The organism is Candidatus Enterococcus testudinis (assembly GCF_002140915.1).
Lineage (GTDB): Bacteria > Bacillota > Bacilli > Lactobacillales > Enterococcaceae > Enterococcus_D > Enterococcus_D testudinis.
This window is the reverse complement of record NZ_NGKU01000001.1, coordinates 450,105-472,929: the sequence shown is the minus strand read 5'-3', so window position 1 is coordinate 472,929 and position 22,825 is coordinate 450,105. Positions and strand designations below refer to the sequence as shown.

At 40.8% G+C, this 22,825-nt stretch carries 20 protein-coding genes, 1 riboswitch and 1 other annotated feature (1 of these 22 running past the window's edge); of the genes, 2 read left to right on the top strand and 18 right to left on the bottom strand.

From position 1 onward, the window contains the following. Positions 1-4 precede the first annotated feature (4 nt). Genes A5886_RS15995 through A5886_RS02330 form a run of 8 tightly spaced genes read right to left on the bottom strand, consistent with a single transcriptional unit; the run spans position 5 to position 7,881 of the window. Positions 5-247: a DUF6171 family protein gene (locus A5886_RS15995; protein ID WP_086273463.1), complete on the bottom strand. Its 243-nt coding sequence runs from the start codon at positions 245-247 to the stop codon at positions 5-7. A gap of 1 nt (position 248) precedes the next feature. Beyond that, positions 249-1,694 carry an alpha-N-arabinofuranosidase gene (locus tag A5886_RS02360; protein ID WP_086273462.1) on the bottom strand — a complete coding sequence of 482 codons (1,446 nt, stop codon included), beginning with the start codon at positions 1,692-1,694 and terminating at the stop codon, positions 249-251. Further along, positions 1,691-2,683, bottom strand: coding sequence for a glycoside hydrolase family 43 protein (locus tag A5886_RS02355; RefSeq protein ID WP_086273461.1), 993 nt, complete (start codon positions 2,681-2,683; stop codon positions 1,691-1,693). Before A5886_RS02355 ends, A5886_RS02360 begins: the two co-directional genes overlap by 4 nt. Positions 2,684-2,686: 3 nt before the next feature. Then, entirely contained in the window at positions 2,687-4,111 is a 1,425-nt protein-coding gene (locus A5886_RS02350) for a glycoside hydrolase family 43 protein (protein WP_086273460.1), read from the bottom strand. After that, positions 4,108-4,716 carry a DUF624 domain-containing protein gene (locus A5886_RS02345; protein ID WP_086273459.1) on the bottom strand — a complete coding sequence of 203 codons (609 nt, stop codon included), beginning with the start codon at positions 4,714-4,716 and terminating at the stop codon, positions 4,108-4,110. The genes A5886_RS02350 and A5886_RS02345 overlap by 4 nt, the downstream gene beginning before the upstream one ends. Positions 4,717-4,720: 4 nt before the next feature. After that, positions 4,721-5,554 carry a carbohydrate ABC transporter permease gene (locus A5886_RS02340; protein WP_086273458.1) on the bottom strand — a complete coding sequence of 278 codons (834 nt, stop codon included), beginning with the start codon at positions 5,552-5,554 and terminating at the stop codon, positions 4,721-4,723. 11 nt (positions 5,555-5,565) lie between these two features. Next, a complete protein-coding gene (locus tag A5886_RS02335; RefSeq protein ID WP_256926119.1) occupies positions 5,566-6,483 on the bottom strand; it encodes a carbohydrate ABC transporter permease in 918 nt (305 codons plus the stop codon). A gap of 54 nt (positions 6,484-6,537) precedes the next feature. Further along, positions 6,538-7,881, bottom strand: a complete 1,344-nt coding sequence (locus tag A5886_RS02330; protein WP_086273457.1) for an ABC transporter substrate-binding protein — start codon at positions 7,879-7,881, stop codon at positions 6,538-6,540. Positions 7,882-8,231: 350 nt separating this feature from the next. Here A5886_RS02330 and A5886_RS02325 point away from each other — a divergent pair, with 350 nt between their 5' ends. Next, positions 8,232-9,122 carry an ArsR/SmtB family transcription factor gene (locus tag A5886_RS02325; protein ID WP_086273456.1) on the top strand — a complete coding sequence of 297 codons (891 nt, stop codon included), beginning with the start codon at positions 8,232-8,234 and terminating at the stop codon, positions 9,120-9,122. 75 nt (positions 9,123-9,197) lie between these two features. Here the strand turns inward: A5886_RS02325 and kimA are convergent, their stop codons facing one another. The 7 genes from kimA to thiT all read right to left on the bottom strand — a co-directional run bounded on the left by kimA (position 9,198) and on the right by thiT (position 19,593). Continuing rightward, the gene (gene kimA / locus A5886_RS02320) at positions 9,198-11,021 is read right to left on the bottom strand and encodes a potassium transporter KimA (protein ID WP_086273455.1); all 1,824 of its coding nucleotides are present in this window, start codon (positions 11,019-11,021) and stop codon (positions 9,198-9,200) included. A gap of 220 nt (positions 11,022-11,241) precedes the next feature. Further along, positions 11,242-13,947 carry a YhgE/Pip domain-containing protein gene (locus A5886_RS02315; protein WP_086273454.1) on the bottom strand — a complete coding sequence of 902 codons (2,706 nt, stop codon included), beginning with the start codon at positions 13,945-13,947 and terminating at the stop codon, positions 11,242-11,244. A 199-nt stretch (positions 13,948-14,146) separates the two neighbouring features. Continuing rightward, positions 14,147-14,821: an HAD family hydrolase gene (locus tag A5886_RS02310; protein WP_086273453.1), complete on the bottom strand. Its 675-nt coding sequence runs from the start codon at positions 14,819-14,821 to the stop codon at positions 14,147-14,149. A gap of 25 nt (positions 14,822-14,846) precedes the next feature. Next, positions 14,847-15,647: a pyrroline-5-carboxylate reductase gene (gene proC, locus A5886_RS02305; protein ID WP_086273452.1), complete on the bottom strand. Its 801-nt coding sequence runs from the start codon at positions 15,645-15,647 to the stop codon at positions 14,847-14,849. 62 nt (positions 15,648-15,709) lie between these two features. Continuing rightward, the gene (locus A5886_RS02300; protein ID WP_086273451.1) at positions 15,710-16,411 is read right to left on the bottom strand and encodes a GntR family transcriptional regulator; all 702 of its coding nucleotides are present in this window, start codon (positions 16,409-16,411) and stop codon (positions 15,710-15,712) included. Between the two features lie 37 nt (positions 16,412-16,448). Further along, the gene (locus A5886_RS02295) at positions 16,449-18,872 is read right to left on the bottom strand and encodes a DNA translocase FtsK (protein WP_086273450.1); all 2,424 of its coding nucleotides are present in this window, start codon (positions 18,870-18,872) and stop codon (positions 16,449-16,451) included. A 160-nt stretch (positions 18,873-19,032) separates the two neighbouring features. Continuing rightward, entirely contained in the window at positions 19,033-19,593 is a 561-nt protein-coding gene (gene thiT, locus A5886_RS02290) for an energy-coupled thiamine transporter ThiT (protein ID WP_086273449.1), read from the bottom strand. A gap of 53 nt (positions 19,594-19,646) precedes the next feature. Beyond that, positions 19,647-19,747, bottom strand: a riboswitch (TPP riboswitch). A gap of 342 nt (positions 19,748-20,089) precedes the next feature. On the opposite strand from thiT, the gene pepG1 reads away from it, so the two are divergent. Beyond that, positions 20,090-20,233, top strand: coding sequence for a type I toxin-antitoxin system toxin PepG1 (pepG1, locus tag A5886_RS02285; protein ID WP_086273448.1), 144 nt, complete (start codon positions 20,090-20,092; stop codon positions 20,231-20,233). 234 nt (positions 20,234-20,467) lie between these two features. Here pepG1 and A5886_RS02280 read toward each other — a convergent pair whose 3' ends face one another. Genes A5886_RS02280 through A5886_RS02270 form a run of 3 tightly spaced genes read right to left on the bottom strand, consistent with a single transcriptional unit; the run spans position 20,468 to position 22,572 of the window. Beyond that, entirely contained in the window at positions 20,468-21,271 is an 804-nt protein-coding gene (locus A5886_RS02280; RefSeq protein WP_086273447.1) for an amino acid ABC transporter substrate-binding protein, read from the bottom strand. Between the two features lie 13 nt (positions 21,272-21,284). Further along, positions 21,285-21,917 (bottom strand): amino acid ABC transporter ATP-binding protein, encoded by a 633-nt coding sequence (locus A5886_RS02275; protein WP_086273446.1) that lies wholly within the window; start codon positions 21,915-21,917, stop codon positions 21,285-21,287. Between the two features lie 10 nt (positions 21,918-21,927). Continuing rightward, the gene (locus A5886_RS02270; protein ID WP_086273445.1) at positions 21,928-22,572 is read right to left on the bottom strand and encodes an amino acid ABC transporter permease; all 645 of its coding nucleotides are present in this window, start codon (positions 22,570-22,572) and stop codon (positions 21,928-21,930) included. A gap of 194 nt (positions 22,573-22,766) precedes the next feature. Next, positions 22,767-22,825 (bottom strand) — a binding site (T-box leader) (it continues 177 nt past the right edge of the window).

The following is a 22,825-nucleotide window of genomic DNA, read 5'->3' as shown; positions in this document are numbered from 1 at the left end:
TTATTTACCAATTGCCCACCGGACAATTCTTATGGGCTAGATTTGCTCTGAATTTGTAAAAGCAGCCACACTTGCTACAGGTATGATTGATACGCAAGGGACAGTCTTCGCAAATACTGATACGGCTAGTCGCTACCTCAGGCAGGGCTAAATCGATTTCCATTTCTAATTGTTCGGCAATCAATTGCTCAATGTTGTCACTGGCTGCCGCCGCCTCGTCCTTAATGTCACATCCTTTACAAGTCATCTCATACGGACAATGAGATCGTTAACACACTCATTGGTGGTACTGTTACTGATAATTGCTCTTCAGCGACTTGAAAATCTTCAAACGTTTGAATTGTGACAGTATCGGGATGATCAAAGTCGTTATGGGCATTCATCACATCTCCCACGATATAGCGGGCTTCTTTGACTTCTTTGATCGCTGATTCTAATGAGAACGACAATGACTCTGTTGCTGTGACATCAAAATTGCAGATGGATAGATGGACAGTATCCTCTTTTTTGGAAATCGTATAGGTGATGTGTTCGCTTTGTTCTCCATAACTATCAATTGTTTCGGCATCTTGATGGACTTTGTAAAGATCGAAGACATGATAACTTGGTGTCTTTACCATTTGTTCACCATCTGTCAGGATCATTGCTTGCAATACGTTGACCGTTTGCGCGATATTTGCCATATGGACCCGGTCTGCATGTTTATGAAAAATATTCAGTGTGATTGCTGCAACCATCGCATCACGAATCGTATTTTGCTGATATAAGAAACCAGGATTGGTGCCAGGTTCTGCACTAAACCAAGTACCCCATTCATCCACGATGATTCCGACACGTTTTTCAGGGTCATATTGATCCATGATCGCACTATGCCGGGTAATCAATTCATCCATGAATGCGGCTTTCTCACAGGTGACAAACCATTCAGCTTCATCAAAGGCTAACGAACTGCCTTTTGTTTCCCACCCTTGCGGATGAACATAATAGTGCAAACTCAGACCATCCATTAGCCAATGGGCATTTTTCATTAAGGTTTCAGTCCAATGATAGTCATCTACATTCGCACCACCAGCAACTTTGTAGATTTTTTGATCACCATATTGCCGGACATAGGTTTGATAACGACGGTACAAATCTGCATAATATTCTGGCCGCATGTTTCCGCCACAACCCCAGTTTTCATTCCCAACACCAAAGAATTTCATTGGCCAAGAAGAATCGTGCCCATTTTCTCTTCTAAGATCAGCCATAGGTGAGATTCCATCCATCGTGATGTATTCGACCCATTCTGACATTTCTTGCACAGTGCCACTGCCGACATTGCCGTTGACATACGCATCACAATCAAGTTGTTTGACCAACTCAAAAAACTCATGGGTACCAAAATGATTGTTTTCTGTCACACCGCCCCAATGGGTATTGACCATGGTCTTGCGTGCTTCTTTAGGTCCAAGGCCGTCTTTCCAGTGATACTCATCTGCAAAACAGCCCCCTGGCCAGCGCAGAACGGGGATTTGGATGTTTCTTAAGGCTTCAACAACATCGATCCGCATACCATTTTTGTTCGGTATCGGAGAATCTTCACCTACATACAAACCTTCATAGATACATCTGCCCAGATGCTCGGCAAAGTGTCCATAAATATATTTACTGATCGTTGTTCCTGATTTTGTGTTTGCGATTTTGATTGTCATTTAATCACCTTTTCCTCAGATTTAGTATTTGCTACAGGTTCTCCAAAAACGGGGAAACCTGCTTCATCCCAAGTAAAAACTTGGGCAATCGCATGTCTATTCGGATTCGCCAAAGGATCACCGGACTGGTTTTTCTCTGGTCGAGAATGATAAATCAAGATATCTTCCCCTTGTTTGTTTGTTGTGAAAGAATTATGGCCTGGTCCATATTGTGCATTCTTTTCAGATGTTTTAAAAACGGGCTCTACACTTTTATGCCAAGAAAAACCATTTAATAAATCAGCATCTGCATCCGCCCAAAGCAGGCCCATTGCATAATTTTCATCTGTTGCACTACCCGAATAGGTAATAAAAACTTTATTATTTCGAATAATCACTGCGGGACCTTCGTTGACCATAAAGCCAATTTGTTCCCATGGGTATTCCGGAATAGATAACAATGTCTGCTTCCCTTTCAATGTCCAAGGGTTTGCCATTTCCGAAATGTACAAGTTTGAATTTCCAGGTATTCGCGGATCTTGTTGCGCCCAAACATAATATAATGTTTTTCTAAGTTCAAAAACGGTTGCATCTAAACTAAAACTTTCAAACTGAGTGATAACTTGACCCTTTTCAACCCATGTACCCTCAAATGGGTCAACATGATTATTCTCAATCACGAACATCCGATGATGATAAAATTGATTTCTATCCTCAGCATGATCACTAGCAGCAAAATAGATATACCAGCTATCATGGATGAAATGTATTTCAGGAGCCCAAATCAATTGGCTTAACGGTCCTTCATCATGGGCAATCCATACAATTTTCTTTTCCCCATTCTCTAATTCATTTAGAGATTTTGCTCTACGTATTTCTATTGCCTGATAACCGGGTACAGAGCCTGTAAAGTAATAAAATCCATCTGTATGTAGATAAACCCACGGATCTGCTCGTGTAAATACGATTGGATTTTGTAATTGTTCTGTTTCTATACTTGTTTTCGACATGTATCATCCCTCATTCTTCGCAATAAATAATGGAATACCTGACTCTGAGGTTCCCGTAAAAGTCATGACTTGTTTTTGTTGATTCTCATCCCAACAAGAGATAAATTTCCCTGTATAAACGACACCCGACAGCTCCACTTCAGCATCATATTTGCTGTTTTCGTTGGCAATTGACCATGTCCCAGTAAGATTGCCAGTGATTTGACCATTTTTCAATACATTGATAGTCTGCGGTACGCTCGTTTCATCAGAAATCAATTTATTAAAGACCACAGCATCATATTCCCCAACGACTTGAGCAGACGTATAATCATCAATCAGTTCTCCCGCGTAGCGTAACGGAGCAACGACTGGCCAGCCGGCTTCAGTGAAAAACATTTGATGGACACGGACAGAGTGATACTCCCCACTTTCTGGAAATCTTGTATGGAATATCAAATAGTATTGATTCGTTTCTTCATCAAAGTATGTCGAATTATGTCCCGGAGAAATATATCCTGCTCCTTCTTCTGCTGTACCTGTGTATACAAAGTTTCCAATGATTTTTTGACCAAAATTTTGAATACTGCCATCATCGAAGAATGAACCATATTTCCCTTTGACATTACTCATGATATTGCCTTCACTATCTTCGTACGGACCATCTGGGTTCAAGGAACGTGCGACCCGAATATTGTATCCGCCGTCGGCATCTAATCCACCAAATGATGTAAATAAGTAATAATAACCAGTTTGTTCATTGTATTGGATGTAAGGTGCCTCAATCCTGCTATGGTTTCCTCCTAATAAATGCGTCCCATAGGTATCTCTATTTTTGGGTAATCCAGTTTCATCATCCATCTCCATGATATAAATCCCCCCTGAATAAGATCCATATACCATCCAGAGCTTGTCATCATTGTCATAAAATACATGGGGATCAATTGCATTAGGATGAACTGCAGCGTTATATTCTTCTCCGAACTGAGGCGAAGATCCTGAATAAAGAAACGATTCGACTTTTTCATATGGACCATCTATATTATCTGATACAGCTACTCCTAAAACAGATAATGGTGAGGACCCTTCACATAAACAATAATATAAATAAAATTTGCCGTTTTTTAATTGTTGGATATCACTTGCCCAAAGCGTATCGGTTTGAGCATAAGAAAATTCCTCTGTTAACTCTTTACGGATATCCTCGAAAAGCTGATCGTCAGACACTGAATTTGAGATTTGTTGCCAGTTCATCAGGTCTTTTGATTGTGCAAATTGCATATGTGACCCGATAATGTAAAACATATCATCACTCTTGATGATTGATGGATCATGTACACTTACATTTTCAAAGTTCGGTGACTCTAAATTTTGTTCGACTGATGTAGACTTGCAACTAACCAATAACACCATTAGCGGCAAGGAAGAAAGGAGTAATTTTTTGATCATATTTTCAATAATCCTTTCTTTTGGTAACCATTATCTATACATCTGAATGCGCAATACAAAAACAAGGATATTGCTACGAAGAAAAACCAATGGTATGCCAAACTAATAATCATGAAAGACAGGATAAGCAAAACACAAATGAAAGATTCACTAAGCAAAACGATGGGACTGGTTAGTGCAAAGACTGTTTTCTTCCTCCAATCCGCTTGGCTTCGTCCTTCGATAAGAATAATATTCAATAAAACGATAAAAACATATGCAAGTAAGAGGAGCAGTGGCCATTGAAAGACTGCCCTTATTATTTGATTTTGCTGGATCATTATTAGCTCCAAATAAATAGCAGCAATCGTAATTGGAAATAGTAAGACGCGCCATTTGAACCTCTTCATCGTTTGAACATAATACTGGAAAAACAACTTGAGAACGCTGCTATATGCGTAATATCCTGTAAATAAATCAGCCTTTTCGTATAGTTTGATCACAGCTGCTGTACTGGGTACAAAACCGATAACAAACAAGCCAATCATCAAACCAACTAACCATAGTATGTTTAGTTCTATCAACAGAACCAATACATTCACCCATTTCATTGCCTTTTCAAACATATACTCACCCTTTCATTCCTGAAAGTGCTACAGACTCAATGATTTGTTTTTGGAAGATAATAAAAACAATCAAAACTGGAAGTAAAGAAATCACGGAAGCTGCCATAATCAAAGGATAATCCGTTTGAATCGCATATGCTGCATTTAAGTTTGCAATAACTACTTGTAACGTTTGCTTCTCAGGGCTGTTCAAATAAATCAGTGGCGCTAAATAATCATTCCATGCACCCATAAACCAAAGTATGAACTGAGCAGCTACCGCTGGACGAATGAGTGGAAAGATTAATTGAAAGAAGGTCTGAAGATAACCAGCACCATCTATCTTGGCAGCTTCGACGATTGAGTCTGGAATATTTGACAAATACTGTCTCAAAAAGAAAATCATGGTAATATTTCCAAACATACCCGGGACAATCAAAGGAAGTAAGGTATCAACCCAACCAATCTTAGAAAACAACATGAATTGTGGAATCATTACTGCTGGATAAGGAATCATCAAAGCAGCTAAAAGAATCAGGAACAGCAAGTTCTTATGTGGCATTCTCAATTTTGCAAATGAAAATGCAGCTAAACTAGATGTGAATGTGCCTACGATCGTCACTGAGAGTGACACAATCACCGTATTTTTTATACCTGAAAATAAAGTATCTAATTCTACTAATCTTTTATACGCATCGAATTGAATTGGATCTGGAATCCATTGAGGGGGTAATTGAAACACACCCGCCTTGTCTTTAAATGACGTTGAGATCATCCACAACAACGGACCAACCATGATAATTGCTCCTAGGGATAGAATCAAAATGATCAGTACATGACTTACTTTTATTTTTTTCATCTTTTCCCCTCCTAATCCAATGTGTAACTTGAACGATTGTTCATATAAAACTGAAACGCTGTAATGGCAAAGACTAAAATCGCCAAAATCAATGCCATACTGCTGGCATAACCCATTTGCCAATTTTTAAAAGCTTTTTGCCATATATACCAAACTACAGTGGCACTACTATACTGCGGCCCACCGGTTGGTGTCATAATATTGATTTCAGTAAAGATTTGAGAACCACCAATGATATTGGTAACGACTAAAAAGAATGTAACCGGCTTGACCATAGGCCATGTGATATTTCTAAACTTTTGAAATGAAGAAGCACCATCTAGTTCTGCCGCTTCATAAAATGTTTTAGGGACACTTTGAATAGCAGCTAAATAGAGAAGCATCGAATAGCCTAATCCTTTCCAAACAGTCATGATAATAATAGCTGGCTTTACTGTAGCAGGGTTTTGAAGCCAGTTTGGGCCATCGATACCAAATATATCTAATACTTGGTTAACCAGACCAAAGTCTCCATTATAAGCCCATTGCCATAAAATAGAGATCGCTGCCAAAGAAGAAATAACTGGAATATAATATATCGTCCGAAAAATAGTTGTGCCTTTGATTCCGCGGCTTAATGCTGACGCCAACATGAATGATAAAAGCAGACCTATTGGAATGCCTAACATTAAAAAGACTGTATTAAACATAGTTTTGTAGAAATACTCATCTTTAAATAACTTCTGAAAATTGTCAAAACCCACAAAATTCATTTGTCCCAATCCATTCCAATCAGTAAAGGCTGCATACCCTGAATAGATCAACGGAATCAAAGAAAATAAAATAAATCCAATTACTGGAAATAATACGAATAAGAATGCCACTTGATGTTCTTTGGCATAAAGACTGCTTTTCTTTTTACTTTGTTTTATTCCTACTTTTTGTTCCATTGGACGTCCCTCCATAAAAATCTTTGGGGCCACAATATTTGTGACCCCTATAAACTATTTTGCTGTTTCTTGTTGCTGTATTGCTGCATCTAACTTATCTTGCATCTTCGGTTGAACTTCTTTTACATAATCAGCAGCTGTTTGGTCACCATCTAGAACAGGTTGGATATTAATAAAGAATTCATCATACCATTCAGCGTTATAAGTTGTTGCAGCAGGCATCGCCCGTCCATAATCTTGTACAATATCAAGAAATTCTTGTTTGTTGTTTGGAACACTTTCTGTATCTGATGCCCATTCTTCAGCCATATCAATCAAGTTAGGAATTTGAATTTGAGCATCTACTAATTGTTGCTGACCTTCTTCAGAAGCACTTAAGTATTCCACAAGTTTCACAGCTTCATCTGGATATTCCGTCTTACTTGCTACACCAATACCTAGCGAACCGACATAAGTTGCAGTTTCTCCTGTAGAACCTGCGGGCCAAGGCATTAAGTCATACTCGAAGTCTAAACCAGCATACGTACTCATATCCCAAGGTCCAACTGGGAAGAAGGCAATCTCTCCATTCATCCATCGCTGATAGGTGTCTAGTGTTTGCGCATCTGAAATGGAAGGTGTCAATTCATGAACGTTTTGTAAGTCAGCAAACCATTGTAGCGCTTCAGCAAATTCAGGTGTGTCAACAGTAACAGTATCTTTATCTTCATTGATCCAATCAGCCCCGTTGCTCCATGCAAAAGCTTGTAAACTCCAGTTTACATTAAATCCTGTCGCCCATTGATCAACTTTCCCATCTCCATCTGAGTCTTTCGTCAATTGTTTGGATACTTCAACAAATTCATCCCAAGTGTATGGCGTATCTGTATCAGGTAAATCAATACCAGCTTCTTCAAACAATGCTTTGTTGTATCCTAAGGCAAAAGGACCCACATCTTTTGGTAAGCCATATAAAGCACCAGTACCCACTTTTTCGCCGTCATAGCGATAACTATTGACACCGTATGCCCAGATATTAGAAAGGTCGAAATCTGAGTTCTCGATTTCATCGGTGATGTCGAGCAGAACACCATTATCTACGTAAGCCATTAAATTTCCTTGTTCAATATAAAAGACATCAGGCATATTTCCACCAGAAATAGCTGCTTGAAGCTTTGTTGCATATTGGTCGGCATCTGTCGCGATAATTTTAACGCTTACATCATTTTCTTCTTCAAATTGTTTGATTGCAGTTTCATATGCTTTTTTTTCATCTTCTCCGCCACGAAACATAAACGTAATTTCTTTACTATCGCTTCCACTACTGCCGCTTTCGTTATTGCTACTGCCGCAAGCACCCAGTACCAAACCACATAAACCTAATAATGCACCTGAAACAATCGTTTTTTTGATATTCATCTTTTACATCCTCTCAGATTCTTAATTAGTAAAGTTTTATAACCCTGATTTCTACTCTCCAAAATCTAGAAAAAAATAAATTTAATGATAACTGACAACATAAAACCTTCCTTTTACCATTTACCAAAACAAATTCATCAAAAATGTGTTTGCAAACACTTTCAATTTACAACTAAAGAATATCGCATTATGTAATCGCTGTCAACAATATTTTAATTAATATATACGAAATAATATCTATATTAATTAATAATAATATTAACTACAGACAAATAAAACAATGCTATTTACACATATTAGCAAATATGTTAACATTCAAGTGAATATAACTGACTATTGGAGGTGCTAGAATGCAATTAGAAATCAATCAAGAAGCATTGCCGGTTTATGAAGCCCTTGCCAGCAATGTTCGGATCAAAATTATTCAATTATTAGCAAAGAACAAAATGAATGTGAAAGAAATCGCTCAAGCGTTAGGATTAAGCAGTGCGATTATTACAATGCATATCAAAAAACTAGAAGAAGCCAAAATTATTAAAACGGAACGCATTGGACAAAGAAAAATTTCCAGTTTGAGAGTTGATCACATCGATATCAACTTTCCAGAGAAAATATTCAATGCCTTTGATACAAAAGAAACGGTGATTCCAATTGGTCATTATACAAATTATGCGGTCGAACCCACATGCGGTTTAGCCACCTTGGCTGGTTTTGTTGGACCGGTCGATGAGCCGAAATACTTTATGGATCCCAACAGAATGGACGCGCGGATTTTGTGGTTTACAAAAGGCTTCGTTGAGTACCAATCCCCTAATTTCTTGGCACAAGAAGAAAAACTAGAAATGATGGAGATTTCCATGGAGATTTCATCTGAATTTCCTTTTTCCAACAATAATTGGCCGTCAGATATCACCTTTAGTCTGAACGGGGTGGAATTAGGTACATGGACAAGCCCTGGCGATTTTGCGGATATTCGTGGCAAATATACACCTGATTGGTATCCAGATAATTTGAATCAATATGGTCTGCTAAAAACGATTCGGATCATGGATCACGGCACTTATATGGAAGGAGAACCACTTTCCGAAGTGACCATCAAAGATATCCCGGCATATGAGGACACATGGCATTTAAAATTAGAAGTCAAAGAAACAGCTGAGCACATTGGTGGTTGTACCCTCTTTGGCAAAGGATTCGGAAATTATGATCAGGATATCAAATTAAAGATGTTTTATAGTTGAGGCAAAAAGAAGCCAGGAGTGATCAGCGCATGTCGCTGCCCACTCCTGGCTTCTTCTATTGTACTTTTTCTAACCCTATTTCTTCAAATGATAACTATACGTGCTCACAATAATATTTTCTCTCCATGACAATCTGAAGCGCAGCCGCAGACTGGTTTGGTTATGCAAAATATTTTGCCAACGATGTTTTGGCACAAATTGCGGGATAATGACCGTTGTTGTGTAGTTATGCTTCGCCGCGTTACGGCTTACCAAGTCTACATAACGGATGATTGGATTTTCAATCGAACGATAAGAGGAATGGACGATTGAAAAACGCACATCAGGAAAGTTCTGCTTGAACTCTTGTTGGATTTCTTTTTCTTTCTTCATGTCTTCATCCAAGGAAACATGCATCGCAACAACATAATCCCCAATCGATTGGGCATAGTTCAAAGCCCCCACGTTGACACGTGTCACATTGCCTACCAATACGATTACAGTATTTCCTTCATAAGCATGTAATTTACCTTCTTTTTCCAGACGCAATTGTTCTGCCACATTCTTATAATGGTCATGGATTTTGTAAAAGACATACAACAAGATTGGCATGATAATAAAGAATGGCCAAATATCATTCAAACGATAGACGAACAAGATCCCGATGATTGCATAAGAAATCAAGGCGCCGATAATATTCGCCAATGATTTGAAAAACCAACCTTTGCCTTCTTTCTTCCACTTCACGACCATACCGGTTTGTGATAAAGCAAAAGGAATGAACACACCGATTGAATATAACGGAATCAAGCGCTCTGTTGACCCTTGGAAAATAAACAACAACACGATTGATCCGGCTGCCAAGGTAATGATCCCATTGGAATAGCCTAAGCGATCACCGCGGTCTTGGTACATATGCGGCATATATTTATCTTTCGCCAAGTTAAAGGCAAGCACCGGAAAAGCAGAAAAACCAGTATTCGCCGCAACAGCTAGAATCAACGCCGTGGCAAACTGCAAAACATAATACATGATGCCATGCCCAAAGACAGCTGCCCCGATTTGAGACAAGACGGTGACTTCCGTTTGCGGAACGATACCATACCAGTAGTTGATAAACGTGATCCCAACAAAGAAGAAACCTAAAATTGCAGCCATGATCGTTAACGTAGCTGCGGCATTTTTAGCCCGTGGTTTCTTGAAGAACGGTACAGCATTACTAATTGCTTCAACCCCCGTCAGCGATGAGGAACCGGAAGAAAAGGCCCGCAAAATCAACGCAACGGACACGCCAGGAACGACTGCTCCAGGCAATGCAGTGGCATTCAAAGGTTGTACCCCCGTGATGATATTGAATAGTCCTACAACAATCAAAATCGTGATGACCGCTATAAAGGTGTAGACCGGAATCATCAAGAATGACGCTGACTCTCTCAGCCCCCGTAGATTCATCATCATGATCAAGAGAACGATCACGATCGAGATTCCTACTTGATGACCATAGAGTGCCGGTACTGCAGATGTGATGGCTTCCGCACCCGCTGATACTGACACCGCAACTGTCAACATATAGTCGATCAATAACGATCCACCAGCAATCAGCCCAGCATTTTTGCCCAAGTTTTCACTACTGACGACATAGGCACCACCCCCATGGGGATAAGCATGAATGATTTGGCGATAAGATAAGGTCAATGAAATCAATAAAATAATCACAAATGCTGCGATAGGCAATGAATACCAAATTGCTGCTGCCGATAACGCGATCAATACCACCACGATCTGCTCAGTACCGTACGCAATGGAAGACAGCGCGTCGGAAGATAACAACGCAAGGGCAGCTGTTCTCGTCAATTTCTGATCATCATTTTCAGCAGATTTCAAAGGACGTCCGACCAACAAACGTTTTAAATAGTCCACTTCTTTTTACACTCCTTTTTCATGAAAAATATAAGTTTATAATGCCATAAAAACTGTAACAAATATTGAATTATCAAGATTGTATGCTACGCCTGAATACAGAAAAAGTCAATGAAAATCACATGAAAAATGCACGCAGAAATGCTTTTCTTTTTGTTAGAATCTCGCTGTTGATTGTAAAAAAAGCAGATAGAACAAAAGGCTCTATCTGCTTTACATGTTAATGGAAAAAATGACTTTCTTTTGAGACATCACTCAATTTCTTGGACTTCTCACTAATATATGGATAGGCGATTGTGCCTACAATCCCAAAGAATAGGAAAATACAAACCAAGATGATCACAGGTGCTGTCACGTTTGGCCAATAAATCCCGCCTGCTGACTCACGCAACAAGTTCACCGCATGGGTAAAAGGCAATAAAGGATTGATCATTTGGAAGAACTTCCCTGACACTTGGATTGGATAATTCCCACCACCGCCGGAAATCGATAGGACCAAAATGATAATAGCGATCCCTTTACCTAAGTTGCCAAAGAGTCCGGCTAAGACATACACAATCATCATAAAGGCCAATCCTACCAGTAATGCAAAGAATACGCTATAGACCGGGTTACGTACATCTACCCCTAATAGGAACATATTTCCTAAGGTAACAATCAAACTTTGGGCAATTGCCATCGTTAAGAAGGTCAACATTCTAGCCACAAAGGTTTCACGTTTGGTAAAACGCTGTTTGTCTTTCTTGTCTAAATGATACTCTGTTGTAGCGACACTTGACAACAATAATGCCCCTACCCACAGACACAATGCAGTATAAAATGGCGTACTAGCTGACCCATTATTGGCGATTGGATAGATTTCATTGGTTTCCAGATCAACGGGTTGTTTAAAGAATTCCGCTTCTTCTGTCGCATCAAGTTTCAATAATTTGATGATTTCCCCCAAATCGACTTCACTTTCGCCTTTGCGGATGGCATCGGCTGCTTTATGGATGCCAGACTTGATATTTGGCCAATCATTGTTGATCAAATCGACCGCTGCATCCAACGCTTTTTCGACTTCAGGTAATTTCTCGTCCACCATATCCATTGTAGATGTGATTTCTGCTTTGACGGTTGGCCAATCGTTTTGCAAAAAGTCGACGGCGATGCCTAACTTGTCTTCCACGATTGGAAGTTCGTTGTTATACAGATCTGCCCCTTTATTGATGGCTGCCACGATTTCATCCATATGGCCATTGAGCATCGTATCGGCATCGTGTAATTCTTGCTTGATTGCTGGCAGTTCTTTTTGATACTTCTCTAAAATCGATACCGCATTGCTGACAACATCTTTGGTTGAGGACAATAAAGTATCGAAATCGATGTCTTGCGCTTTTTGCAGCACATCTTCTGCCGTTGTGATGGTGGTAATCAGTTTGGTCAAGACATCATCGATCGTGTTTGTAATTGAAGCGACATCGATACCATTCAATAAATTGCTGATATCCTGTGCAGCTGCATTGATTTGACTGAGGTAAGCGGTGATATCGTCGATAGAGCCTGTTTGAACCAATTGATCCAGACTGCTCAAGCGATTGTTTAATACCCCTAACAAGTTTTTGGCATTACCCAATTGATCAATAATCGTTTGCAAGTCAGTGTTGTTTCCTGCTTCTTGGATTTTATTCATGAATGTAATCAATGAATCCAATGCTGTTTGCTGTTGCTGAATATTTTGTTGAAAATCTGAAATAACGGCGCTGATCGCTGTCCGTTCGTCATCTGTTAATTCATTATCTGCTAACGCTTGATTGATCGTATTGGTCAAACTTGCTGTCGTGGTTGCGACTTGGCTAATGGCATCGATCGTCACTTCAACACTGCTGGAGATACTTGGTAAAGCATCTTGCAATTGTTCGGCACCATCTTTGGTGGCTGAGGCAAAGTCTGCTGCTTGATTGCCCAGATCTTCAATCTCAGGTAACGCCGCTTGTACTTGCTCAATGATTTGCAGTCCTTGTTTGGCTGTATCGATTCCGTCTGTCATCGTGCTGGCAATATCATCAAAATCATCATCGATCATGCTTAATTGCTTGCCGGCATTTTGGATTTCGGGAATTTTTTCTTGCAAGGTCAAAATAATACTGGCTTCTTTTTTCAATGTTGGCATTTTGTCATTTAAAGCAATGAGTTTCTCGCCCATCGCATCGACTTCAGGAATATAGTCAGTAAATTCTTCTGCTTTGGCGATTTTGTCTTTGATTTCAGGAAACTTATCATGCAAGGAGACGATCTCTTTGGTATAGCTATCAATGGTATCTAAATTTTCATCGGTATCTAAGATCATGCTTTTGACTTTATTGATACTCAATAAATTGGCATCAATATCATACCCAATCTCATTAAAGACCTTTAATAAGGTCGAACTGGCTGTTTCAATAAAGTCTTGGGAGATTTCTTCTTGCAGACTGCTGGCGCCCTTAGAGGTGATTTTGGGGGCAATCGCATTGATTTTCTCGTTGCTGTAATAGTCGATCGTCGGTTTTTCGATCGTTCCACTGGTGAAACTGATCAAATCTTCTGAGAAGTCTTCTGGCAAATAGATGCCCGCATAGTACTCGCCAGATTTGACGCCTTCTACCAATTCGTCTTTCGAATCCACAAAGCGCCAACCTAATTGCGTATTGTCATGCAGCGTATCTATGACTTGATCGCCTATTTCGATTTGTGTGCCTTCAAATTCAGCACCGCTATCTGCACTATAGACTGCGATCGGCAGCTCACTGGTGTTGCCGTATGGATCCCAAAGTGCTTTGATATTGAACCACGCGTACAGCGAGGGTAAAATCATCAATGCGATGATCAAAAACGCTGCGATTGGATTGGTAAAGATACGTTTCCAATCTAACTTATATAAATAAAATACATTCTTTAATTTATTCATTTTTTCCTTCCCTCACTATTCTTCATCGAAGGATAATTTACCACGTTTTTGCCTTCACGCCAATGACTACGTTCCCCTAGCAGAATGCAATGTGACAAAAGACGCTTTTTGTCAGAATGAAACCCTTTACTTTTTGATTTCAATCTGATAACCATTACCTTTTCTTTAACTTTATCATGAAGAACAACGTCTAGCCAAACTATGTGAGTTGATCCGTTTGCAGCAACTCATAGACAAATCGCAATGAATCTGTCTCGGCAAACAAGTTCAGCTGTGCTTTATCGGCTTTTGTATAGGTTTGCGGGAAACTTTGATCGGGAATCAAGACGACCTGGATGCCGGCTCTTGTTGCAGCCAAGGCCCCTAACAAAGAATCTTCCATAACTAATGCTTGGTCCGCGATTTTGCCGGCTTTGTCCAATGTCAATAGATAAGGAGCTGGATCGGGTTTATGGGCGGCGACATCATCACCAAAGGTCATATAATCAAATACATCTAGCAAATCAAAGTGAGGCAACAATTTTGCGGCCCGTTCTTTCATCGTTGAAGTCGCTAGTGCCAGTTTAAACCCTTTTTCTCGTGCCAAGTCTATTGTCTCTTTGGCGTAGGGTTTCATTTGCAAAGTACCATTTGTCATTTGGGTTTCAATGAAGCCTTCTCTTTCAGCACGTAAGGTTTGAACATGATCATGTCCGCCAACGACTTGCGCAAGTTGATCTGCCGTCTGTTTCCAGCTCTGTCCTCGCCAGCCACTAATATCTTCAGCTGTTAAAGGAATCTGGTGTTCTTCAAATAATGCCAACCAACCGTCGAAATAAATTTTTTCTGTATCTAGTAGTAATCCATCTAAATCAAAAATCAACAATTCTTTCATAGACTCTCCTTTGGTTAATCAACCTTTACGACATCTCACGATTTTTTGCTGCTGCGGCATGGACGGCTTTCATCACTGCTGCACGAAAGCCATTTTCTTCTAGGGTTTGGACGGCTTGGATCGTTGTGCCTCCCGGAGAGGTCACTTGGTCTTTCAAGACACCAGGATGTTCATTGGTATCTAGGACCATTTTTGCTGCGCCTAATACGGCTTGCGCTGCAAACTCATAGGCCATCGCTCTTGGCATCCCTTCTGCCACAGCACCATCCGCCAGTGCTTCAATAAATATATACGTATACGCAGGTGAGGAGCCACTGACGCCGATGACAGCATCGATCATCGTTTCTGGTACAACAGCGGCTTTGCCCATACTTTCAAAGAGTTGCTGCACACGCGCGGTATCTTCTTTTGTCGCAAGATCATTCGGACTGATAGATGACATTCCTGCACCAACAAAAGCTGGCGTATTCGGCATTACCCGTACGATTTTTTGCGCACCTAGCGCTTCGGTCATTTGTTCGATGGTTACACCTGCTGCAATGGATACGATCAACTGATTTGCTGATAGTAATGGCTTGATTTGCGGCAATATACTTGCAAATACATAAGGTTTCACAGCCAAAACCAAGATCTCCCCGTGCTTCACGGCATCTGCTAGCGTGGTGGTGCCTTCCACACCTGTGTCTTCAACCAACCGCTGTAACGTCGGTTCGTAGCGATGATTATACACAAGAATCTCATTTGCTGGATATAACTCAGATTTGATCAGGCCTTTGATAATGGCTTTTGCCATATTTCCGGCCCCGATAAAGGCGATTTTTTTCATTTCTTCACACTCCAATTCATTTTTTATTGTACCTATTTTTACCAAAAAAGCCTAATCAGAGACTAGGCTTCAAATTCAATCATGTACGGATGCAAGGCCGTATTATAAATGCCTTCAGTATATTCTACCACTTCGCCTTGCATATCGTATGAGCAACGAATGCGCTTGAGGGCAGATACTTCTGGGGTAATCATAAACTTCTGCTGTTCCGTCGATAAAGTAATACCTACGAATGTATCTTCAAACCGATCAATGACCATCCGATGCTCATCCAATAAGCGATAAAGGGATTTTTCTTCCAGTTCATCAATCGATGAGCCTTTTAGTTGGATTGGCAAATGGTATTCATAATAAATAAAAGGTTGATGATCAAAATAATACAAACGCTTCAGGCGCATCACTTCTTTGCCCATCAATCGATAGGCAGGATGCTCAGGTGCCAAAGCCACCCGTGTAAATTCCAGGTTTTTTTTGGTATATTCTTTGCCGGTCCGTTCCAATAACTGACTGAAGGTCGTCCCTTTGGACAAACGATTATACGGACGATTGCTTAGTACCGTTGTTCCCCGCCCGCTGCGCTTTTCGACATACTCATCCGCGGCCAATAGCTCGATTGCTTTTCGGACAGTGATTTTACTGACATTGAAGGTCGCTTCCAGCTCAGTTTCTGTCGGTAAAAATGAACCGATGGGATACTTGCCTGACAATATATCTTCTTTGATTTTATCCGCGACGTCACGATATAAAATGTGTTTGCGTTTCATGGCTGCTCGTGCCTTTCTTTGTGCAATTTAGTTGGAGCTATTCTTCAAACGGCGGAATTTCTTCCGCTTGTGGCTCAATCAAAACTTTCCGTGGTTTGCTGCCTTCAGAAGGACCCACCACTCCTTGGGCCTCTAACTCATCCACCAAACGAGCTGCTCGGTTATAGCCGACACGGAAACGCCGTTGCAATAGCGAAACACTTGCTGTTTGCATATCGATCACTAATGCTTTGGCTTCTTCAAACAATTCATCTTGCGGCTGACCACTACTGCTGCTGGTGGTTTCTTCTTCGGTGACCATCATTTTTTCTTCGTAGTTGGCTTCTTGCTGATCTGTTACGAAGGAAACGATCCGTTCCACTTCATGATCGGAAATAAAGGCACCTTGCACGCGAATCGGTTTGTTCTCACCCATCGGCAAGTAAAGCATATCCCCACGACCCAACAGTTTTTCAGCACCATTGCTATCAATGATCGTACGAGAATCGACACCACTGGAAACGGCAAAGGCCATTCTTGACGGCACGTTGGCTTTGATGATTCCCGTGATGACATCAACACTTGGTCGTTGGGTGGCCAAAATCATGTGGATCCCCGCTGCTCGAGCCATTTGCGCCAAACGAATGATTGCATCTTCAACTTCATTGCTCGCCACCATCATCAAATCTGCTAATTCATCGACAATCACAACGATGAAGGGTAAAATCGGGCGGTTTTCACCGTCTTCTAAATTTTTATTGATGACCAATTCATTATAACCAGTAATATTCCTTACACCGGTTGCAGCGAATTTTTCGTAGCGCTCTTCCATTTCTTTGACCACTTTTTGTAAAGCTTGCGCCGCTTTCCGAGGATTGGTCACGACTGGTGTCAATAAATGCGGAATGCCATTATAGACATTCAATTCCACCATCTTCGGATCAATCATCATCAATTTGACTTCGTGGGGTTTGGCCCGCATCAGGATGCTTGTAATAATGCCGTTGATAGCAACAGATTTCCCACTACCCGTAGAACCGGCAATCAGCAAATGGGGCATTTTGGTTAAATCAGCTGTTTGGACCCTTCCAGAAATATCTCGTCCTAATGGTACTTCTAGTAATTGATCTGGATGATCTGGTTGCGCATCGATCACTTCTCGGAAAGAAACCATACTAATGGCACTATTTGGCACTTCGATCCCAATCAATGACTTGCCCGGGATTGGCGCTTCCATCCGTACATCTTTGGCTGCTAAGGCTAAGGCGATATCATCCGTCAGTCCGACGATTTTGCTGACTTTGACACCGACTGCTGGCTGCACTTCAAACTTGGTCACGGCTGGTCCAAGGCTTGCTTTGACCACCTTGGCATCCACACCAAAACTTTGGAAGGTCGTTTCTAGAACGCCAATATTTTTTTCGATTTTTTTGTACTCACTGCTTTGATCCGTTGCTGGAATTGAATCAAGCAATTCTGCAGACGGCAATTCATAATCCCGATTCTCTGCTTCTTCTGAAATCTCAAATTCAAGCACTTCGCCATCATCATCTAAGATTTCCCCATCTTCATTGACCCGCTTGCTTGGTTTTGCTGCAGATGCTGCGGGATGCGGTGCTTCGGCAGTGGTTACGGCAGAAGCAGGAATCTCTTGAAAATGATCGATTGGCACAAAACTTAATTGTTCTGGTTCGAAGGTTTCTGCGGTTTGGGCTTGTTCTTGTTTTGCCAACCTTTCCCCTTCAGTCATTGGCCGAACTTGATTTTTTTCTTTGATTTCGGCTAAGACTGCTGCCCGTTCTGCCTCTTTTTTGGCTTGTTTTTCCGCGGCTTTCTCTGCTTTGCGGGCTTCTTTTTCGGCTTGTTTTTCAGGAGAACCTTCTAAGAAGCGTTGCAATCGATCGCCAATTGCTTGCAAGTGGTCCAGTAATTCATGACTGTGCATATTGCTAAACAAAAATCCGCCGACAAGTATCAACAAAACCGCAACAATATAACTGCCGATTTGCGACACCAAGAAGTAGCTGCCATTATACAAAAGCGCGCCTGTCATCCCTCCACCGACATTTTGACTAACTTGACTGCGGCGTATGTCACTAAGCAATGTCGTCCACGTCGTTTGCAATACATTGGTTTGTTCACTGATGACATTGCCAAAAAGATGGGCATGCAAAATGATCAATAGACCAAAATAAATCAAAAGGCAGCCAATGATCCGACGTACCTGCTGAAAACGGGCTTCTGTTGTTTTGATGGCTAACCAAACACCATAGGCCGCCAAAGCTATACAAAGAACACGGTAGGTATTACCACCTACGATACGAAAGCCATTGGCAATCAATGTCCCCAAAAATCCTAAATGGAAAAAGCCGAATATCGAAAATAAGATAAACACTAAACCGATACCGACGAGTAATAGTTTTTCTTGTTGTTTTTGCTGTTTCTTTGTTTTGCGTTTCTTCGCGCGTTTCTTTTGCGCCATGTTTATCCCTCTTTTCATCTTTTCCTATTATAACGAAAAAAGAAGGCGAACAAAAGTTTTCCTATCAGAATTTTTAAAAACACACACAAATTTGTTAAAAAAAAAGCATATCCAGTCGTACACCAACCGTGTACATTCTGAATATGCAGCAGTATTTCGATTAAGATTTTGGTGTAAATATTTGCGGCATTGACCGATATAAAAATACGAGAACAACAGCTGTTACAATTGCTGTTGCCGCACCACTCGCACTATTCATCACCAATGAAAACACCCATGGCTTCAAATTCCAAAGGGCATAGGCACCCCAAAATATCCAGCCAGCCACAAAATGCCAGAAATAGCGTGCAGCTGCTCCTACAAACGCTGCCGTTATGAGAGATCGGATCGCCTTCTTTTCAGCATTTGCATGGATAGCTGAATAAATCTTTTGAGAATAAAGCCCTGCAAATCCCGCAAAAGTAAAAGCAAACGGATATTCAATCATTACTTGAAGCACACTCAAATACCATACTTGACCCAATGGAAAATGGAGTAACCCCCACACCAATCCAGCCATCAAGCCTGGACGCCAGCCTCTGCGAATCGCAAAAACGGTCAATGGAATTTGTCCCAACGAAACAGAGAAACTGCTCCCAATATTGGTTGGTATGAAAGAAAGTATCATCGCCAATGCTGCAATAATCGTTCCCTCAACCCAGATGTTTGTCTTGCTGCTCATAAAAAAACTCCTCCTTTAGAACCATCACAATTCACAAAGGAGAAGTATTGCATACTTCAACTCGTCACAATTCCTACGCTCGAATGATCGAAACAGGTACGAAGGGTTTAGAGTAAACTCATTCTCAGCCTTTTGGGCTCCCCTTTGTGATCAGATTCTATTTTTTGTACTTTTTGTACCTATTTAGAATACCATATTTATACAAAATGGGAAGCTTTTGAATACTATCTAAAAAAATTAGCAGAAAGTTGGTTTAACGTTAACTAAAGAGGAAGCTTAATTAAACGCATGTCTAGACAAAGACCATTTCGAACTTTGTCATGCAGGGCAACTGCCGCAGCGATAATAGAGGCCCCTGCGAGAACTACATACTAGCAATAAAAAAACCAGTCCAAATTCCTTAGAATCAAGGATTAGGACTGGTACATATGATAGAATAGAACATGACAGTAAAGTTTAATGACGGTGGCTATCCATTGAAAGTGAGGTGGTGCGTATGCGCGTACTTCCGAAAACTTATGAAAGGAAACGCCTTTTGTCTGCATACGAGACAATTCAGACGATCATAGGCTTTGGTATGTTTACCATTGCGTTGATCAGTCTGGTTGCCAAGTTGCTGAAAAACGACAAAAAGAAATAGCCGTCACTTTAGCCGGAGACTAGCTATTTCTTTTTGAAATATTTAGATTAATGGTCACCGTTCTTTAAACGGTGCTGTTGGGGAGTTGTTCGCGCAACTCCTCTTACATATGCATTATACCATGGCATCGTTGAAAAAACTACATAAAACGCCGAAACTGGAAAGCGGGTCTTTCCTTTTTTAATGCCTGTTTAGCAGTTGCTGCCCACATTTAACCTAGTTGTTCATTATGACTTATTTTGGTGTGACATCTTCGCCAAACCATTTTTCTGAAATCTCAGCAAATGTGCCATTTTCTTGTAAAGTTTTCAAGCCTTCATTTATTTTGTCTGCCAATCCTTGGTCGTCTTTACGCACGCCGACAGCAAAGTCTTCTGCTTCAAATGGGCTTTCGATTTCATTGTAATCATCTTTTTTGTCCGTTTGTGTTAAATAGTATTCTGCATAGACACGATCGATCAGCAAGCCATCAATACGGCCATTTTCCAAATCTATAAAGGCTTCATTGAAACTCGCATATAAGGTTGCATCGTTGTCTGCCACGATATCTTTTAGGACCTCGGGTTGATTGTTGAAGGTATCATAGCCAGAAGATCCTTCTTGTGCACCTAAAACTTTGTCTTTCATCTGATCAAATGATGTAATATCACTTGATTTTGCTGTAACTAAGACTTGTTTGTTCTCCATGTACGTATCAGAGAATAACACTTTTTTGACCCGGGCATCGGTTTTTGTATAGCCATTCCAGATCATATCAATCGTCCCATTGTCTAGTTCGGTTTCTTTCATTGACCAGTCGATTGCTTGGAAGGTCACTTTGGTTCCAGTTAAATCAAAAACAGCTTTTGCCAAATCGACGTCAAAGCCCACAATCTCTCCTTGATCATCTTGGAAACCCATTGGAACAAATGTATCATCCAAGCCCACGATGACTTCGTCTTTATCGGCGGCACTTTCTGTTGCGTCATTGCTGTTCCCACACGCTGCAAAAAGCAATACGCTGGCAGCTGCTGTTAAAGATAGTACTAGTTTTTTCATTTTTTTCTCCCCCTTATTTTCCTGTTACTTCTAATAATTGGTCGCCAATGTTCTTGGCAAAAACCAAATCATGGGTCACCACGATCTGGGACACGCCTTCTTCTTTTAGATCAAGGATCAAACGCTCAACTTGTTGCCGCAAACCTGGATCTAAGGCACTAGTTGGCTCATCATAAGCCAATACTTTAGGGTTCATCGCCATCGCTCGAGCGATCGCTACCCGTTGTCTTTGTCCGCCAGACAATTGGAAAGGATATTGATTCAGCAATTCCCCTAACCCCAGTTGTTGTGCCAATGCTTCTGCTTTAGCTGTATAGGTTGCCTTGTCTTGTTTCAGCACCATTTTTGGCGCCAAGGTGATATTATCAAAGACGGATAAGTGGGGAAATAATTGGAAATCTTGAAATACAACGCCCACCACTTGTTCTTGTTCTTTGGTATCCGTTGGATCAAAGGCTTGTCCGTCTAACAAAAATGTGCCTTCATCCACAGTCTCTAAACCTGCCAGTGTCCGTAACAATGTTGTCTTTCCACCGCCAGAAGGTCCGACGACAGCCAAAATACTGCCATCTTCAATCGTTAAATCTAAACCATCGATTACTTTTTTGCTGCCAAATGATTTTGATATTTTTTTTAGTTGTAGCATGTGTTTCCTCCTAACGATAATAATCAAGCTTGGTTTCAAGTTGTTTTAATAATAAGGTGAAAATCCCTGTCAATAAGAGATAGATCAACGCCACGCCTAGCAGCGGCAGTAACGTACTGTCTCGCTCCATTGCGATCTTTCCTATGCGCATCACGTCCGATAGACCTAGAATGTAGACAAGAGAGGTATCTTTCACTAGATTGATGACTTCATTGCCGACAGAAGGCAACGTGATTTTGACTACTTGCGGGATAATGATTGTTCGAATCGTTTGGATAGGATTCAAACGCAGTACTTTCGCGGCTTCATATTGGCCTTCTGGAATCGACTGAATCCCGCCGCGGAAGATTTCCGCAAAGTACGCAGCGTAATTGATGACAAAGGCAATCAAAGCTGCATCGAAGCGATCGAACACAATATTTAGAATCGGCAATCCATAAAAAACAAAGATCAATTGCAATAATAGCGGTGTTCCTCGCATCAGCCATACATAGACTTGCACGATAAATTTCAAGACTTTCAAGCGACTAGCCAATACAAATGCCAGCAAGATCCCCAATGGAATCGATCCTAGCAAAGTCAGTGCGAATAACTTGATCGTGATCCCTGCACCAGATAACAATTGCGGCATCACATTGATTAAATAATCAAACATACATATTTCCTCCTCGGTTAAATGAATAAACATAAAAAGCGCGTACTCCAGCTCATGCCAGAGGACGCGCTACACGTGGTTCCACCTCAATTTGCCTTTCCTTCTCAGAAAAAGCCTCAAGCAGTCTGATGATTTTCTTCCAATTGCATTGGTCCCGATTTTGGCTATAAAAAAACGTCCTCTAGCCATTACAGCTAAAGGACGTTATCAACGCGGTTCCACCTTTGTTTATCAGTGCTTCACAGCAAACTGA

Bases quoted from the DNA above. Each gene is read 5' to 3' on its own strand.
- A5886_RS15995 (WP_086273463.1), bottom strand. From the start codon at position 247: ATGACTTGTAAAGGATGTGACATTAAGGACGAGGCGGCGGCAGCCAGT.
- A5886_RS02360 (WP_086273462.1), bottom strand. From the start codon at position 1,694: ATGACAATCAAAATCGCAAACACAAAATCAGGAACAACGATCAGTAAA.
- A5886_RS02355 (WP_086273461.1), bottom strand. From the start codon at position 2,683: ATGTCGAAAACAAGTATAGAAACAGAACAATTACAAAATCCAATCGTA.
- A5886_RS02350 (WP_086273460.1), bottom strand. From the start codon at position 4,111: ATGATCAAAAAATTACTCCTTTCTTCCTTGCCGCTAATGGTGTTATTG.
- A5886_RS02345 (WP_086273459.1), bottom strand. From the start codon at position 4,716: ATGTTTGAAAAGGCAATGAAATGGGTGAATGTATTGGTTCTGTTGATA.
- A5886_RS02340 (WP_086273458.1), bottom strand. From the start codon at position 5,554: ATGAAAAAAATAAAAGTAAGTCATGTACTGATCATTTTGATTCTATCC.
- A5886_RS02335 (WP_256926119.1), bottom strand. From the start codon at position 6,483: ATGGAACAAAAAGTAGGAATAAAACAAAGTAAAAAGAAAAGCAGTCTT.
- A5886_RS02330 (WP_086273457.1), bottom strand. From the start codon at position 7,881: ATGAATATCAAAAAAACGATTGTTTCAGGTGCATTATTAGGTTTATGT.
- A5886_RS02325 (WP_086273456.1), top strand. From the start codon at position 8,232: ATGCAATTAGAAATCAATCAAGAAGCATTGCCGGTTTATGAAGCCCTT.
- A5886_RS02315 (WP_086273454.1), bottom strand. From the start codon at position 13,947: ATGAATAAATTAAAGAATGTATTTTATTTATATAAGTTAGATTGGAAA.
- A5886_RS02310 (WP_086273453.1), bottom strand. From the start codon at position 14,821: ATGAAAGAATTGTTGATTTTTGATTTAGATGGATTACTACTAGATACA.
- proC (WP_086273452.1), bottom strand. From the start codon at position 15,647: ATGAAAAAAATCGCCTTTATCGGGGCCGGAAATATGGCAAAAGCCATT.
- A5886_RS02300 (WP_086273451.1), bottom strand. From the start codon at position 16,411: ATGAAACGCAAACACATTTTATATCGTGACGTCGCGGATAAAATCAAA.
- A5886_RS02295 (WP_086273450.1), bottom strand. From the start codon at position 18,872: ATGGCGCAAAAGAAACGCGCGAAGAAACGCAAAACAAAGAAACAGCAA.
- thiT (WP_086273449.1), bottom strand. From the start codon at position 19,593: ATGAGCAGCAAGACAAACATCTGGGTTGAGGGAACGATTATTGCAGCA.
- pepG1 (WP_086273448.1), top strand. From the start codon at position 20,090: ATGCGCGTACTTCCGAAAACTTATGAAAGGAAACGCCTTTTGTCTGCA.
- A5886_RS02280 (WP_086273447.1), bottom strand. From the start codon at position 21,271: ATGAAAAAACTAGTACTATCTTTAACAGCAGCTGCCAGCGTATTGCTT.
- A5886_RS02275 (WP_086273446.1), bottom strand. From the start codon at position 21,917: ATGCTACAACTAAAAAAAATATCAAAATCATTTGGCAGCAAAAAAGTA.
- A5886_RS02270 (WP_086273445.1), bottom strand. From the start codon at position 22,572: ATGTTTGATTATTTAATCAATGTGATGCCGCAATTGTTATCTGGTGCA.